Genomic DNA, 15,472 nt, shown 5'->3' with positions numbered 1-15,472 from the left:
GCTGGACCTTTTTGGAGGCCTGGGCTGCGGACCGATTGAAGCAGCCCCTTAAATAGGAAGGAGTTAAAATTTATGCTTCGTTCAATGTATTCAGGTATCAGTGGAATGAAAAACTTCCAAACAAAACTTGATGTCATCGGAAACAATATTGCCAATGTAAATACATACGGTTTCAAAAAAGGCCGTGTAACTTTCAAAGATACAATGAATCAGACGATTTCTGGTGCAAGTGCCGCTACCCCAAATAAGGGCGGTAAGAATCCTATGCAAGTAGGACTGGGCTCCACTGTGGCAAGCATCGATACAATCGACACACAATCAAGTTTGCAAACCACCGGCCGTGCACTTGACCTTGCAATTTCAGGCGATGGCTACTTTGTTGTAAAGCAAGGCCAATCCCAAATGTACACTCGTGCAGGAAACTTTTATCTTGATGATAATGGAACGCTTGTGACAGGGGATGGAATGAAAGTCCAATCACTTAACGAAAATGGTCAGTTGGAGGATATAACAGTTAACGTAAATGCTTTGCTTCCTGCAATGGAAACTACTGAATTAGTCATGAATGGAAACTTGCCGAAAGACGCAAAGGGCGCTTCAGAATTATTGCAACAATTGAAGGTCGTTGATGGTGATGGAATTGAGCATGTTATTGATATGACAATAACACCAGATCCTGATATCACCTATGATGCAGTTTCTAATCCTACTGGTAAAAACGGGGCATTAAGTGGCAATTGGTTAATTTCATTTGTGGATAAGTCACTGCCAAACCCTGGCGCAAATATGACTAAAGTGGAAATAGAGATACCAACAACTGATGTTGAAAGCATAGATTTACAGATTAATAAAAATGGAGTACCTACAATTTTTACTGTAGACGTTCCATTAAAAGACCTTACTATAGATGGTGGCAGCCTTGATGCCAACGCCTATCCAGACGGCAACACTCAAGGTGCGCTGGAAAGCTTCAATATCGGTTCTACAGGTGAAATAAATGGAGTTTTCTCCAACGGTTTAGTATTGACACTTGGTCAATTGGCACTTGCAAAATTCAGCAACCCATCTGGTCTATCGAAGGTTGGGAATAATACATTCCAGGAGTCAGTCAACTCAGGAACCGCCAATATTAATGTTCCAGGAGAAGGCAGAGGATCAATTGCTGCAGGTGCATTGGAAATGTCCAATGTTGATCTTTCAGAAGAATTCACTGAAATGATTACGGCCCAGCGTGGTTTCCAGGCGAATACGAGAATCATCACGACATCTGATGAAATCCTCCAGGAGCTTGTAAACTTAAAACGATAGATTAAGAGAGGAGCAGGGCTAGAAGCACTTAGCTTTTAGCCCCCTGTAAATTAATGTGATAAAAGTTACTAAATTAAACGGGAAATCATTCAGGATTAATTCTATCTTTATTGAAACTGTTGAGGCCTTTCCTGACACAACCATTACGCTAACCAACGGGCGAAAATATGTGGTCAAGGAAAGTGAAGAAGAAGTTAGCGAATTAATTAAGGGATTTTATAAGAGTGTCGGCCTTTTAGGAGGGCGAGTGTTGGAGGAACAGGACCATGAAGAATAACAAACTGGTAATGATAATGACGGTCATGCTGGTCGCCATTTTGCTGGTAGGGTCTATCGCAGTTGTTGCGGTTATGAAGCTGACCGCTGATGATGGTAACAAGGAGCCAAGTATTGACGAAGTTTTGGAAGCATCTGTCGATATACCTGAAGTCACAACCAATCTAGCATCTAACGATTTTATCAAGATTTCCTTTAAAATTGAGACAGATGGCAAAAAAGGCAAGGAAGAACTGCAAAAAAGAGATTTCCAGGTGAAAAATCTAATTATCTATGAGTTATCCGAGAAAAAAGCGGAAGAGCTGCAGGGCAAGGAAGGCAAGATGAACCTTGAAGAAACCCTCAAAACTAAGTTGAATGGCCTGATGCAGGATGGGAAAGTCAAAAAGGTCTATATAACAGGTTCTCTACTCCAATAACAGAATACTAAATATCCAAACATATGGAGGTGAAGAGAATGTCGGGAGAGGTTTTATCACAAAGCGAAATAGATGCTCTGTTGTCCGCGCTATCCACAGGCGAAATGGATGCAGACGAATTAAAGAAGGAGCAAGTTGAAAAGAGGGTAAAGGTTTATGATTTCAGAAGAGCATTGCGCTTTTCAAAGGATCAAATCCGAAGCCTTACCCGAATTCACGAAAACTTTGCCAGGCTTTTGACCACCTTTTTTTCAGCCCAGCTTAGAACTTATGTCAATATCGCTGTTGCATCAGCGGATCAGATCCCATATGAGGAATTCATCCGATCGATCCCGAAAATGACGATACTGAATGTATTTGATGTCGAGCCTCTAGAAGGCAGAATATTGATGGAGGTCAATCCCAATATTGCCTATGCTATGATGGACAGGCTGTTGGGGGGGAGAGGGACAAGCCACAACAAAGTCGATAGTTTGACAGAAATCGAAACCAGGATCATGTCAAACATGTTTGAAAAAGCATTTGAAAACTTCAGAGAGGCTTGGGGGTCCATTTCAGATATTGAACCACAGCTCTCAGAGTTTGAAATCAATCCTCAATTCTTACAGATGGTTTCCCCTAACGAAACTGTCGTGGTGATATCTTTGAACACCACAATTGGTGAAGCAAGCGGCATGATCAATATTTGTATTCCACACGTGGTGCTGGAGCCAATCATTCCTAAATTATCTGTCAAGTATTGGATGCAATCAGAAAAGAAAGAAAACCTGCCTCTTGAAAATTCACTGCTGCAAAATGAAATCCAGAAGGCAGATGTGTCAATAACTGCAGAAATTGGCTCATCCGAAATTTCAATACAAGACTTTTTAATGCTCGATGTCGGTGATGTTATTGAACTAAATCAACAGATTGATAAGCCATTACTGATAAAAGTCGGAGATATCCCTAAATTTGTAGGACAGCCAGGGAAAATAAACAAAAAATTAGCCATTCAAGTGTTTGATACATTTAAGGGGGGAGACGATGATGATGAGCGATGACATGTTATCACAAGATGAAATTGATGCGCTTCTTCGAGGTACATCAGATGAATCCGAAGAAATAGAGAATACGATTGACGTTGATGACTATTTTTCTTTTATGGAAAGGGATGCACTGGGGGAAATAGGAAATATCTCTTTTGGCAGTTCAGCTACTGCCTTGTCAACATTGTTAAACCAGAAAGTAGAGATCAATACACCTACTGTTACCGTTGTGCATAAGAGCAAACTTGAAGATGCGTTCCCAGATCCATATGTAGCTGTACAGGTTCACTATACAGAAGGATTTATTGGCAGCAATATGCTTGTCATCCAGCAGCATGATGCAGCGATTATCGCTGATCTGATGCTTGGAGGGGATGGTCTAAATCCCAGGGATTTACTTGACGAAATTCAATTAAGTGCAGTTCAGGAAGCCATGAACCAAATGATGGGATCAGCTGCAACCTCCATGTCGACTGTTTTCAGTAAGAGGGTCGATATTTCACCTCCAAATATCAATCTATTGAATGTGGTAGAGGGAGAAGGAACGGATTCGATTCCAGAAGATGATATTTTAGTGAAAGTATCATTCTCATTAAAGATAGGCAATCTAATAGATTCAAATATCATGCAGCTTTTGCCGGTTACTTTCGCCAAAAGCCTCGTCGACGAATTATTAAACCCGGGATCATCACAGCCTGTGGAACCTGAAATGCCGGCACCGCCAATGACTCAGGCAAATCAGGCAGAGCCAAATTACACTAACATACAACAAGACCAGCAGAATTTCGCTCAACAACAGCCGATGAACCACCAGGCTCAATATCAGCCACAACAGGAACAGGTTTTCTATCAACAGCCTGTTCAGCAGGGAATGCCTGCAGCTTACGGGTATAACCAGCAGACTGTTCAATCGGCACCGCAGCATTTAGGCAATGTCATGACTGGTGCGCAGCCTACAGTACAGCCTGCAGTATTTTCTAGTTTTGAAGCCTTCCAGCCTCAGCAAGCGGAGACGAAGAATCTTAATATGCTTCTGGATATTCCGTTACAGGTCACTGTTGAATTAGGAAGGACAAAACGTTCAGTGAAGGATATTCTTGAACTTGGTTCGGGCTCGATTATTGAATTGGATAAATTGGCAGGTGAGCCAGTCGATATCCTAGTTAATAATCGCTTGATTGCTCAAGGTGAAGTCGTGGTAATCGATGAGAATTTCGGAGTCCGTGTCACTGATATTATCAGCCAGAGCGACCGAATTAAAAAATTGAAATAACATTACAGGAGGAATTCCAATGGCGAACAGAATTTTAGTCGTGGATGATGCGGCTTTCATGCGAATGATGATTAAAGATATTTTAACGAAGAATGGTTTCGAGGTAGTTGCTGAGGCAGCTGACGGCCTTCAGGCTCTTGAGAAATACAAAGAACACCAGCCGGATCTTGTCACGATGGACATTACAATGCCTGAAATGGATGGAATTACGTCACTGAAGGAAATCAAAAAAATCAATCCGAATGCGAAGGTCATTATGTGTTCTGCAATGGGACAGCAAGCAATGGTTATCGATGCAATCCAGGCTGGTGCGAAGGACTTCATTGTAAAACCATTCCAGGCCGATCGTGTTATTGAAGCTATTTCCAAAACACTTAGCTAATGAACTATATAATTCTAGAGGGTGCGGCAATTGTTGAAACTATTCCGAACTGCCTCCACAATCCTATTCATTTTAGCTGCTCTGTTGAGCCCGATTGGCTTGGCGAACGCAGAGCAGCTGAATTCCAGTGTAAAGGATTGTCTGGAAAATCCTGATTCATGCGATGAAGGCCAGGCGGAGAAACCGAAGAACCAATCAGACAATACAGAATCTAAAATAGGGGTAACTTTTCTTGATTTCATGAGGATGATATTTGCCACTGCTTTTGTAGCGGGATTATTATACTTCCTGTTAAGATTCATCAATAAAAAATCGATGTCGTATAAGAGCTCCCAGCTCGTGGAGAATCTTGGCGGGACAAGCCTCGGGGCAAATCGGTCAATACAGATTGTAAAGGCGGGCAACAGACTGCTGATTGTAGGTGTTGGCGAAAATATTCAGCTTTTAAAAGAAATAGACGATCCAGAAGAGTACGACAAAGTCATCAATGAGTATAACAACAAAATGGAACAGCTCGTACAGCCAAGCGACATTGTGACAAAGTTGCTTAAAAGAGCGAATAATGATGGTGGCAATGAGAGTTCCAATTTTTCCGCTTTATTGAAAAAGCAGCTGAATGATATGGCAAGCGGAAGGAAGAAAATGCTCGAGGAGATTCAAAAGAAAGGGTCAGACAAAAATGAATGAGTTTATGGAGTTTTTTAACAGCAGTGCTCCGGAGAATGTATCAACTTCCGTTAAGCTGATGCTCCTTCTGACTGTGCTTTCGATTGCGCCAAGCATCCTGATCTTGATGACAAGTTTTACAAGGATCATCATCGTTCTTTCCTTTGTCAGAACGGCGCTTGCGACCCAGCAAATGCCGCCTAACCAGGTATTGGTCGGATTGGCTATGTTCCTTTCATTCTTCATCATGGCACCAACATTTCAGGAAGTGAATGAACAGGCCTTGACTCCGCTGTTCAATGAAGAAATTAACTTGGAAGAAGCTTATGAAAAGGCTTCTATTCCGTTCAAAGAGTTCATGAGCGCTCATACCAGGCAAAAAGATCTTGCACTATTTCTTGAATATTCAAAGGCGGATACCCCTGAGTCAGTAGAGGATATTCCGCTGACTGCGCTTGTGCCGGCGTTTGCGATCAGCGAAATAAAAACAGCATTTCAAATTGGATTCATGATCTTCATCCCTTTTCTGGTGATTGATATGGTAGTAGCAAGCGTCCTGATGTCGATGGGGATGATGATGCTGCCGCCAGTCATGATTTCACTTCCATTCAAGATTTTACTTTTCGTCATGGTGGATGGCTGGTATTTAGTCGTGAAATCATTACTACAAAGTTTTTAAGCAGGTGAATGACAATGACATCAGAAGCAGTTATCTCCATAGCTGAACGAGGTATTTACACAGTATTGATGATTTCCGGGCCATTGCTTGTCCTTGCACTGGTTGTGGGTCTGATAGTCAGTATTTTTCAGGCAACTACGCAAATACAGGAGCAGACTCTAGCGTTCGTTCCAAAAATTGTAGCTGTCCTGATTGGGGTCGTTTTCTTTGGTCCATGGATGCTTAGCTACATGCTTTCCTATGCAAGCGAGATTTTTTCGAATTTAACAAGGTTTGTAGGATGAGAAAATGATAGACTTCATCCCTTCTTTTCCGGCATTCCTATTAATCTTCGTCAGGGTGACATCATTTTTTTTGATGATGCCGTTATTCTCGTATCGAACGATTCCGGCTGCCCATAAAATCGGTCTTGGTCTGTCGCTGTCCATTATCATGTTTTCGGCCATCGGTGCACCAGAAATTGCGATTGACGCTGAGTATTTTTTATTAATTATTAAAGAAGCTATGGTCGGATTATTCATCGGATTCATCGCTGCGCTCATGATGTCGGCAATCCAGATCGCAGGAGGATTCATAGATTTTCAGATGGGTTTTGCAATCGCAAATGTCATCGATCCCCAGACAGGGGCTCAAAGCCCGCTGATGGGACAGTATCTATACACCATAGCGCTGTTGTTTTTGATGACTGTCAATGGGCATCATCTATTGTTGGACGGGGTTTTTTACAGCTATAATTTCATCCCGATCGATCAGGTGGCGATTCCTTTTGGGAATCAAAATATTGCTGAATTCATCATTCTTTCTTTCAATAAAATGTTTATTATTGCTTTCCAAATGTCCTTGCCAGTTGTCGGCACCCTGTTTCTTGTCGATGTGGCACTGGGCATCGTAGCAAGGACCGTGCCGCAGCTGAATATCTTTGTTGTTGGTCTGCCGGTTAAAATTGGTGTCAGCTTTCTGGTTATAATTGCCGTTATGGGTGTTTTGATGATGGTGATTTCAGATCTCTTTTCAACGACACTCGCGACTATGAGGGGCTTGATGGAGCTGATTGGAGGGGCTTAAATGGAAATGTTGACATTAGACCTGCAGTTTTTTGCAGGGGAGAAAACGGAAAAAGCGACTCCTAAAAAGAAACAGGATGCCAGAAAGAAAGGTCAGGTTGCCAAAAGCCAGGATGTCAACACTGCCATTGTTCTCCTTGCTGTCTTTCTTTTTTTGATGTTCTTCGGTAAAACGATGACAGAAAGACTGATCGCGGTTCTCCGGCATTCTTTGCAAAATTATATGTTCATGGATTTAACAGCCCAAAATATTCAATCTATCTTGCTCGAAATTCTTGCAGAGCTCGCCTTTTTCCTTGGACCTGTAATGATGGTGGCCTTGATTGCAGGGGTAGCCGCCAACTATGCACAGGTGGGGTTCATGTTTTCAACTGAAGCGATACAGATGAAACTTGAGAAAATCAACCCGATCAGCGGATTCAAGAGAATTTTCTCTATGCGGGCTATAGTCGAATTGATTAAATCTATCCTTAAAATCAGCTTTATAGGTGTCATTGCTTTTTCGGTATTGTGGTTAAGGATGGATGAAGTTTTGCTGCTTGCGAATAAGAGTGTCGGTGCGGCTATTGCGACCATCGCAGGACTTACCCTTCAAATGGGACTTTTTGCTTCCGGAGCATTGCTATTTTTATCATTATTGGATTATCTCTATCAAAAATATGATTTTGAAAAAAGTATCCGTATGTCAAAGCAAGATTTAAAGGATGAGTATAAGAACATTGAAGGTGACCCGCTCATCAAATCCAAAATCAAGCAAAAGCAGCGTGAGATGGCAATGCGGCGGATGATGCAAGAAGTCCCAAAAGCGGATGTTGTCATAACCAACCCGACACATTACGCGATCGCCCTGAAATATGACGAACAGAAAGCAGATGCCCCGGTGGTTGTCGCCAAGGGGGTCGATTTCGTTGCCCAGAAAATAAAATTGATTGCCAAGGAAAATGATATTGTTTCCGTAGAAAACCGTCCCCTGGCCAGAGCACTATACAGCCAGGCGGAAATCGGGGATTCGATCCCAGAGGAATTCTTCAAAGCGGTAGCAGAAATCCTTGCTTATGTGTACCAGACAAAAAATAAAGTGCTGTAGTTTGAATGTAATGCAGTGATAGGAGAGTAGAAATATGTCAGGAAAAGACTTATCTGTCATATTCGGTGTCATTTTAATAGTAGCGATGTTAATCATTCCTTTTCCATCGTGGCTATTAAGTATACTAATTATGGTCAATATCTCAGTGGCGCTTCTTGTGCTATTGAACACAATGAACATGACGGAGCCGCTGCAATTTTCTGTTTTTCCTTCATTGCTGTTAATTTTAACATTGTTTCGGCTGGGTCTGAACGTCTCCACTACACGTTCAATCCTTTCCCACGGTGAGGCCGGGGGAGTAGTTGAGGTATTTGGATCATTCGTTGTCGGAGGCAATGTAGTAGTAGGGATGGTTGTCTTCCTAATTTTGATCATAATCCAATTCATTGTCATTACAAAAGGTTCCGAGCGTGTATCGGAAGTAGCAGCAAGATTTACCCTTGATGCAATGCCCGGTAAGCAAATGAGTATAGATGCTGATTTGAATGCTGGGATGATTTCTGAACAACAGGCAAGGGAACGGCGGGAAAAAGTAAGTCGCGAGTCAGATTTTTACGGTGCAATGGACGGTGCCAGTAAATTTGTTAAGGGTGACGCGATCGCCGGAATCATCATCGTATTGATCAACCTTATTTTTGGCATAGTGATTGGTATGACCCAGCAGGGACTGGCAATTGGGGAAGCAGCCCAGAGATACTCGCTCTTGACAGTTGGCGACGGAATCGTCAGCCAAATCCCTGCACTATTGATTTCAACGGCTACCGGTATTGTAGTAACAAGAGCTGCATCAGATGGCAATCTGGGATTTGACATCACTTCTCAGCTTACTGCCTATCCAAAGATGCTTTATGTCGCCGGAGGTACCATTTTCATGCTAGGTTTGTTTACCCCGATCACGGATTTGCTTACCATACCGCTTGCGGCTTTGATGGTTTTTGGAGGATATACATTATCCCGTAGTCCTGAACCAGATAAACAGCAGTTACAGGAGATGGAAGAGGACATCCAGATGGATGAGATGAAGAGTCCGGAAAGTGTTGTTAACTTGTTGAACGTGGATCCGATTGAATTTGAGTTTGGCTATGGATTAATTCCTTTGGCTGACGCCAACCAGGGAGGAGATCTCCTTGACCGGATTGTTATGATCAGGAGGCAGCTGGCGATTGAGCTGGGGCTTGTCATTCCTGTAGTCAGGATCCGTGATAATATTCAGCTTCAGCCGAATGAATACAGGCTGAAAATCAAAGGAAATGAAATGGCCAGGGGAGAATTACTGCTTGATCATTACCTGGCAATGAGTCCAGGGATTGATGATGAATCTGTTGAAGGTATTGATACAATTGAGCCAAGTTTTGGACTGCCGGCCAAATGGATAACGGAAGAAATGAAAGAACAAGCAGAAATCTTTGGCTACACTGTCGTTGATCCGCCTTCGGTTGTCTCAACCCATATAACCGAAGTAATCAAGGCAAATGCACACGAACTCCTCGGAAGACAGGAAACAAAGCAGCTGATCGATCATTTACGCGAAAGCTATCCAATCCTGGTAGAGGAAGCAACACCCAATCCGCTATCTGTGGGTGAAATTCAAAAGGTACTTGGGAAGCTTCTTAAGGAAAATGTATCAATCAGGAATCTGCCGATTATTTTCGAAACGCTCGCTGATTATGGAAAAGTGACGTCTGATACAGATATTCTTGGTGAATACGTCCGACAGGCTCTCGCAAGACAGATTACCAATCAGTATTCAAGAATGGGAGATACATTGAAGGTCATCACACTATCCGGGAGGGTAGAGAAGCTGATTGCCGATGGTGTACAGCAGACAGAGCACGGAAATTACCTGTCCCTGGATCCTGCGGTTTCTCAGGGAATATTAGAGTCTGTGGCTAGCCAGGTAGAGCAATTGAGCATAATGGAACAAACGCCGATCATATTGTGCTCGCCAGCTGTAAGGATGTATGTCCGGCAGCTGACCGAAAGATATTTTTCGCAAATACCAGTATTGTCATATAACGAACTCGAAGCAAATGTTGAAGTCCAAAGTGTCGGAGTGGTGAATGTAGAATGAAAGTAAAAAAGTATACAGCATCATCCATGCCGGAAGCAATGAAACAAGTCAGGGAAGAGCTTGGAAGTGATGCAGTCATCCTGAACTCTCGTGTAATACAGACAGGAGGGTTCATGGGTTTCTTTCGAAAAAACAGCATAGAAGTGATCGCTGCCATAGATCCTGACATAGAAAGCAGCAATAAACAATCTGCACTTCCGGAAAAACCGCTTCAGCCAATCAAACCTGTTAAAAAACCTTATGAAACATTATCTGCTGGTCAAAATGCTGGACAGGTACACAGCGATGCAATGGCTGGTAAAGAGCTATTAAATGAAATAACGCAGCTGAAGGATCTGCTAAAAACATCAGCAAACAAAGAAGCAGTTTCCCTTCCTGGACCGATTGGGAAACTGGTTCAGACCTTAAAAGACCAGGAAGTCGATCAAGGCATCATTGATGGAATAGCTGCAGTCCTTCTTGAAAAATGGTACTTAGGCGGCGCAGCTGCGAATGATGAACAAATTACTGAATGGTGTTCTGAAGAAATCAAGCAAAGGCTATCAGCCCTGACATTCGGAGGTCTTTCGTTTAAAAAGAAATTTATCAATGTCATCGGGCCAACAGGGGTAGGGAAAACAACTACACTTGCCAAAATTGCGGCAGAATGCGTTTTGAAGCACCAGAAAAAAGTGGCCTTTATAACGACAGACACATACCGGATTGCTGCGATTGAACAATTGAAAACCTATGCAAAAATTCTTGATGTACCAATTGAAGTTTGCTACAACATGGAAGACTTTAAGACTGCTACTGAAAAATTTGCAGATTATGATCTCGTTTTTGTCGATACAGCAGGAAGAAACTTCAGGAATCAAAAATATGTAGACGATTTGAAAAATGTTATTGATTTCAATAATGAGATGGAAACATTCCTTGTGCTGTCTTTGACCTCAAAGCAAAAGGACATGGAGGAGATTCGGAAGCAATTCTCACTGATCAATATAGATAAATTCATTTTCACTAAATTAGATGAAACATCTGTGTATGGTGCAATGATCAACATGACGGAAAAATTCTCGACAGGAGTTGCCTATCTGACGAATGGCCAGGATGTCCCTGATGATCTGATTGAATCGAATCAAGGCATCATTGCTAATTCAATCATTGGAGTCAAAGTATATGAGTGACCAGGCAGAAAAATTAAGAAACCGTCTTAAGATGGAGATCCCAGCCAGGGAAGCCAAGACGCTTGCAGTTGTAAGCGGAAAAGGTGGGGTTGGCAAGTCGAATTTTTCATTGAATTTCTCTATTTCACTTGCAAGGAAAGGCTTTAAAGTATTGCTTTTCGATCTTGATATCGGGATGGGGAATATAGAAATTTTAATGGGAAAGAACTCATCGCTTTCCGTTGCAGATTTCCTTACGGGAAAATATTCATTAGAAGAAGTGATTTTACAGGGGCCAAATGGCGTTGAATATATATCTGGTGGAACGGGTTTAAGCCAGTTAGTCAGGATGGACCGGGAAAGCGTAGAATACTTTACTTCGAGCTTAAGTGAAGTATTAAGAAAATATGATTATCTAATCTTTGATATGGGTGCAGGATTAAATGAAGAAACTTTATCAATCCTGCTTTCAGTTAATGAGATATTTGTGATTACGACAACAGAGCCTACATCTCTGATGGATGCATACGCAACGATGAAATACATTCATCTTGCTGACTCTGAGTTGCCGTTTTACTTAATCGTCAACAGGGCAGGCTCTGTCAAGGAAGGGAATGAAACACTTGCGCGGCTTGATGATGTACTCAGTAAATTCTTAGGCCGTACACCCGTTAAGCTTGGTATGCTTCCTGATGACAAAACCGTACATGAAGCAGTCAAGAGGCAAATTCCATTCGTATTGTTCAATGAAAGTTCACACGCGTCAAAAGGGATGGCAGGAATTACAGAAAAATATATCAATAAAGTAAGCTACAATGCCGAAAAGAGAGATAACAGAAGTTTTACAGCAAGATTGAAGAAATTCCTTTTCGAAAGGTAGTGGTCGAGTGAATAAAATCAGAGTGCTCATCGTAGATGATTCAGCTTTCATGCGTAAACTCATAAACGACTTTCTATCAGAACATTCCGAGATTGAAGTAATCGGTTCAGCACGAAATGGTGAGGATGCCATTAAGAAATGGAAATCACTGCAACCTGATGTCATCACACTCGATGTTGAAATGCCAATCATGAACGGTCTTCAAGTGCTGAAAGAAGTCATGAGTGAAAAACCGCTTCCGGTCGTAATGCTTTCAAGCACAACTAAAGAGGGCGCAGATATCACACTCCAGGCGATTCAGGCAGGTGCAGTGGATTTTGTTGCAAAACCGTCTGGTTCGATTTCAATTGACCTCCATAAGGTCAAGGCAGAATTAATTGAAAAAGTCTTATCTGCCAGCAAGGCGAATCTATCGAATGTCAACATGAATTTACCTCCAAGACAAAACAAAAACCAATCAGATAGATTAATAGCTATTGAGAAAAAGACTGCTGAACAAGAGTATGAATTAAGACCGAAAAATCGAGATTTGAATTCAAAAAAGATCGTCTGCATCGGAACTTCAACTGGAGGGCCACGAGCACTGCAGCAGGTTTTAACAAACTTGCCGAAAGAGATTGAGGCACCTGTTTTGATTGTACAGCACATGCCGCCTGGCTTTACCAAGTCACTCGCCAATCGCCTGGATTCTCTCAGCCAAATAACAGTAAAAGAAGCAGAGGATGGTGAAATCCTGCAAAAGGGTACTGCATACATAGCTCCAGGAGGGTATCATTTGCAGGTAAAAAGTATTGGGACAAGCCTTGCAGTGAGTTTGAGTGAATCACCGCCTCGCAATGGACATCGCCCTTCAGTGGATGTCATGTTTGAATCAATAAGCAAAATCAAAAATTATTCAAAAATCGCTGTCATCATGACCGGGATGGGTTCAGATGGTGCGAAAGGACTGCTGGATATGAAGAAAAGCGGTTCTGTCAAAGCGATTGCCGAATCGCAGGATACATCGATCGTATTTGGAATGCCTAAGGCAGCGATTTCAACAAATATGGTAGATCAAGTCGAAAATATCGAAAATATCTCGAAATCAATCATGAATTATATTTGAGTCCGGAGGTACAGGGCATATGGAATTAAATCAATATCTTGAAGTCTTTATTGAAGAAAGTAAAGAACATTTGCAGGCCTGTAACGAACAATTGCTGGAGTTAGAAAAGAACCCGCAGGATTTGTCAATCATCAATGAGATATTCAGATCGGCCCATACGCTTAAAGGAATGTCTGCGACAATGGGGTATGAAGATTTGGCCAGCCTGACACATCAGATGGAAAATGTACTGGATGCGATTCGTAATGGTCGTTTGGTCATAACTCCAGCCACTCTTGATGTCATTTTCATGGCAGTGGATCATCTTGAGGACATGGTAGAATCAATAGCTGCAGGCGGAGATGGAAAAAAAGATGTTTCCGAGACAGTTGAAAAATTGAAGATGATTGAAAATGGTGAATCTATTGGGATTTCTGCACATGCTGAAGTCGCTGCATCTGCTGTTATGGAAAGTTCTCAGCTATTAAACTATGACGAATTTGAATTAACAGTTCTAAAGCAATCAAAGGAACAGGGCTTCGGTGTCTATGAAATTTCCATTGCTTTGCGGGAAGACTGTTTACTGAAAGCAGCACGAGTATTTATGATTTTCGAAGTGCTTGAAAAGATCGGGGAAGTGATTAAAGCTACTCCTTCGGTAGACCAGCTCGAGGAAGAACAATTTGACCAGGAATTTTCGGTAACATTTGTTTCGAAGGAAAACCCTGAGGATATTAAAAGTAATATCATGAAGGTTTCTGAGGTGGTGAAAACTGATATAAAATCCTTGGAATTTGATCAGTTACACACTGAATCTGTACAAGAAGCACAGTCAGGCCTTGAAACTGCAGAGATGAATACAGAAGTTCACACTCCTGTAAAATCTGATCCTGCTGACATACTGCCGGCTGCTGAAAAGAAGAACAGCATGAAGCAGCAAGCTTCCAGCAGTAAAACCATTCGAGTGAACATCGAACGCTTGGACATTTTGATGAATTTATTTGAAGAGCTGGTCATCGACCGTGGCAGACTGGAACAAATCTCAAAGGATTTGACTAATACGGAACTTACAGAGACGGTCGAAAGAATGTCAAGGATTTCTGGTGATTTGCAAAATATTATCTTGAATATGCGCATGGTACAAGTTGAAACGGTGTTTAACCGATTCCCTAGAATGATCCGTCAATTAGCCAAAGATTTGAACAAAAAAATCAACCTGGAAATCGTTGGTGCAGAAACAGAATTAGATCGTACTGTAATCGATGAAATCGGCGACCCACTCGTGCATTTATTGAGAAATTCAGTGGATCACGGCATTGAATCACCTGAAGATAGAAGAACTAAAGGCAAGAATGAAGAGGGCACAGTAGTGTTGCGTGCTTTCCATAGCGGCAACCATGTGTTTATTGAAATTGAGGATGACGGAGCTGGAATCAGCAAAGAAAAAGTTTTGAAGAAAGCGATCAGCAAGGGGATTATTACAGAGCAAATGGCAGCTGGCTTTACAGATAAGCAGGCGTATGAATTAATCCTTTCTTCAGGATTCTCCACTGCTGAGAAAATCTCTGATATATCCGGCCGTGGAGTAGGCCTGGATGTAGTGAAAAATACAATTGAATCTTTAGGTGGAACAATCTCAATTGATTCAAAAGAGAATGAAGGAACGATTTTCTCCATTCAGCTTCCATTAACATTATCCATCATTTCGGTGATGCTTGTGGAAATTCAAAAAGAGAAATTCGCCATTCCGCTTTCTTCGATCATCGAGACCGCGATCATCAAAGATACAGACATACTCAATGCGCATAATCAAAAAGTCATCGACTTCAGGGGAAAGGTTGTGCCATTACTGTTCTTGAAGGAAATTTTCGAGGTACCATCTGAACCAAGTGCGGACAAGTTCCACTCAGTCATCATTGTTCGTAAAGGGGATAAAATGGCCGGATTGATCGTTGATTCATTCATTGGCCAGCAGGAAGTAGTTCTTAAGTCATTAGGAAATTATTTAACGAATGTTTTTGCGATTTCAGGGGCTACAATCCTTGGTGACGGCCAGGTTGCTTTAATCGTTGATTGCAATGCACTAATTAAATAAATCCCATGGCTGATG

Annotated in this window: 16 protein-coding genes; all 16 read left to right on the top strand. The window is 41.9% G+C overall.

Features of this window, described 5'->3' with window-relative positions:
• Nucleotides 1-72: 72 nt before the first annotated feature.
• From ACXAEA_RS15555 to ACXAEA_RS15480, 16 genes are read left to right on the top strand one after another with little or no spacing between them, the layout of a single operon-like run.
• Nucleotides 73-1,308 carry a flagellar hook protein FlgE gene (locus ACXAEA_RS15555; RefSeq protein WP_475096791.1) on the top strand — a complete coding sequence of 412 codons (1,236 nt, stop codon included), beginning with the start codon at nucleotides 73-75 and terminating at the stop codon, nucleotides 1,306-1,308.
• Between the two features lie 55 nt (nucleotides 1,309-1,363).
• Nucleotides 1,364-1,585: a flagellar FlbD family protein gene (locus ACXAEA_RS15550; RefSeq protein WP_475096790.1), complete on the top strand. Its 222-nt coding sequence runs from the start codon at nucleotides 1,364-1,366 to the stop codon at nucleotides 1,583-1,585.
• Nucleotides 1,575-2,003, top strand: a complete 429-nt coding sequence (gene fliL / locus ACXAEA_RS15545) for a flagellar basal body-associated protein FliL (RefSeq protein WP_475096789.1) — start codon at nucleotides 1,575-1,577, stop codon at nucleotides 2,001-2,003. Before ACXAEA_RS15550 ends, fliL begins: the two co-directional genes overlap by 11 nt.
• Before the next feature lie 38 nt (nucleotides 2,004-2,041).
• On the top strand, nucleotides 2,042-3,043 hold the full coding sequence (gene fliM / locus ACXAEA_RS15540; RefSeq protein WP_475096788.1) for a flagellar motor switch protein FliM: 1,002 nt from the start codon (nucleotides 2,042-2,044) through the stop codon (nucleotides 3,041-3,043).
• Nucleotides 3,030-4,301 (top strand): flagellar motor switch phosphatase FliY, encoded by a 1,272-nt coding sequence (gene fliY / locus ACXAEA_RS15535; protein WP_475098141.1) that lies wholly within the window; start codon nucleotides 3,030-3,032, stop codon nucleotides 4,299-4,301. The genes fliM and fliY overlap by 14 nt, the downstream gene beginning before the upstream one ends.
• A 19-nt stretch (nucleotides 4,302-4,320) precedes the next feature.
• Nucleotides 4,321-4,683 (top strand): response regulator, encoded by a 363-nt coding sequence (locus ACXAEA_RS15530; protein WP_475096787.1) that lies wholly within the window; start codon nucleotides 4,321-4,323, stop codon nucleotides 4,681-4,683.
• Nucleotides 4,684-4,716: 33 nt separating this feature from the next.
• Nucleotides 4,717-5,370, top strand: coding sequence for a flagellar biosynthetic protein FliO (locus ACXAEA_RS15525; protein WP_475096786.1), 654 nt, complete (start codon nucleotides 4,717-4,719; stop codon nucleotides 5,368-5,370).
• Nucleotides 5,363-6,028: a flagellar type III secretion system pore protein FliP gene (gene fliP, locus ACXAEA_RS15520; RefSeq protein ID WP_475096785.1), complete on the top strand. Its 666-nt coding sequence runs from the start codon at nucleotides 5,363-5,365 to the stop codon at nucleotides 6,026-6,028. Before ACXAEA_RS15525 ends, fliP begins: the two co-directional genes overlap by 8 nt.
• 14 nt (nucleotides 6,029-6,042) lie before the next feature.
• Complete coding sequence (gene fliQ / locus ACXAEA_RS15515; RefSeq protein ID WP_475096784.1) at nucleotides 6,043-6,312, top strand: flagellar biosynthesis protein FliQ; 270 nt, start codon at nucleotides 6,043-6,045, stop codon at nucleotides 6,310-6,312.
• A 4-nt stretch (nucleotides 6,313-6,316) separates the two neighbouring features.
• Nucleotides 6,317-7,093 carry a flagellar biosynthetic protein FliR gene (gene fliR, locus ACXAEA_RS15510; RefSeq protein ID WP_475096783.1) on the top strand — a complete coding sequence of 259 codons (777 nt, stop codon included), beginning with the start codon at nucleotides 6,317-6,319 and terminating at the stop codon, nucleotides 7,091-7,093.
• Nucleotides 7,094-8,179: a flagellar biosynthesis protein FlhB gene (gene flhB, locus ACXAEA_RS15505; protein ID WP_475096782.1), complete on the top strand. Its 1,086-nt coding sequence runs from the start codon at nucleotides 7,094-7,096 to the stop codon at nucleotides 8,177-8,179.
• A 34-nt stretch (nucleotides 8,180-8,213) separates the two neighbouring features.
• On the top strand, nucleotides 8,214-10,250 hold the full coding sequence (flhA, locus tag ACXAEA_RS15500) for a flagellar biosynthesis protein FlhA (RefSeq protein ID WP_475096781.1): 2,037 nt from the start codon (nucleotides 8,214-8,216) through the stop codon (nucleotides 10,248-10,250).
• Nucleotides 10,247-11,419: a flagellar biosynthesis protein FlhF gene (gene flhF / locus ACXAEA_RS15495; RefSeq protein ID WP_475096780.1), complete on the top strand. Its 1,173-nt coding sequence runs from the start codon at nucleotides 10,247-10,249 to the stop codon at nucleotides 11,417-11,419. The genes flhA and flhF overlap by 4 nt, the downstream gene beginning before the upstream one ends.
• Entirely contained in the window at nucleotides 11,412-12,278 is an 867-nt protein-coding gene (locus ACXAEA_RS15490; protein WP_475096779.1) for a MinD/ParA family protein, read from the top strand. The genes flhF and ACXAEA_RS15490 overlap by 8 nt, the downstream gene beginning before the upstream one ends.
• Before the next feature lie 7 nt (nucleotides 12,279-12,285).
• Nucleotides 12,286-13,383: a protein-glutamate methylesterase/protein-glutamine glutaminase gene (locus ACXAEA_RS15485; protein ID WP_475096778.1), complete on the top strand. Its 1,098-nt coding sequence runs from the start codon at nucleotides 12,286-12,288 to the stop codon at nucleotides 13,381-13,383.
• A 19-nt stretch (nucleotides 13,384-13,402) separates the two neighbouring features.
• Nucleotides 13,403-15,457 (top strand): chemotaxis protein CheW, encoded by a 2,055-nt coding sequence (locus ACXAEA_RS15480; RefSeq protein ID WP_475096777.1) that lies wholly within the window; start codon nucleotides 13,403-13,405, stop codon nucleotides 15,455-15,457.
• Nucleotides 15,458-15,472: the final 15 nt, after the last annotated feature.

The organism is Mesobacillus sp. ABV4_180 (assembly GCF_056158485.1).
This window is presented reverse-complemented; position numbering and strand designations above follow the sequence as displayed.

Excerpts from the sequence above, each read along its gene's own strand:
- fliR (WP_475096783.1), top strand. The coding sequence starts at position 6,317 with ATGATAGACTTCATCCCTTCTTTTCCGGCATTCCTATTAATCTTCGTC.
- ACXAEA_RS15530 (WP_475096787.1), top strand. The coding sequence starts at position 4,321 with ATGGCGAACAGAATTTTAGTCGTGGATGATGCGGCTTTCATGCGAATG.
- flhB (WP_475096782.1), top strand. The coding sequence starts at position 7,094 with ATGGAAATGTTGACATTAGACCTGCAGTTTTTTGCAGGGGAGAAAACG.
- fliL (WP_475096789.1), top strand. The coding sequence starts at position 1,575 with ATGAAGAATAACAAACTGGTAATGATAATGACGGTCATGCTGGTCGCC.
- fliQ (WP_475096784.1), top strand. The coding sequence starts at position 6,043 with ATGACATCAGAAGCAGTTATCTCCATAGCTGAACGAGGTATTTACACA.
- fliP (WP_475096785.1), top strand. The coding sequence starts at position 5,363 with ATGAATGAGTTTATGGAGTTTTTTAACAGCAGTGCTCCGGAGAATGTA.
- ACXAEA_RS15555 (WP_475096791.1), top strand. The coding sequence starts at position 73 with ATGCTTCGTTCAATGTATTCAGGTATCAGTGGAATGAAAAACTTCCAA.
- ACXAEA_RS15480 (WP_475096777.1), top strand. The coding sequence starts at position 13,403 with ATGGAATTAAATCAATATCTTGAAGTCTTTATTGAAGAAAGTAAAGAA.
- fliM (WP_475096788.1), top strand. The coding sequence starts at position 2,042 with ATGTCGGGAGAGGTTTTATCACAAAGCGAAATAGATGCTCTGTTGTCC.
- flhA (WP_475096781.1), top strand. The coding sequence starts at position 8,214 with ATGTCAGGAAAAGACTTATCTGTCATATTCGGTGTCATTTTAATAGTA.
- flhF (WP_475096780.1), top strand. The coding sequence starts at position 10,247 with ATGAAAGTAAAAAAGTATACAGCATCATCCATGCCGGAAGCAATGAAA.
- fliY (WP_475098141.1), top strand. The coding sequence starts at position 3,030 with ATGATGAGCGATGACATGTTATCACAAGATGAAATTGATGCGCTTCTT.
- ACXAEA_RS15490 (WP_475096779.1), top strand. The coding sequence starts at position 11,412 with ATGAGTGACCAGGCAGAAAAATTAAGAAACCGTCTTAAGATGGAGATC.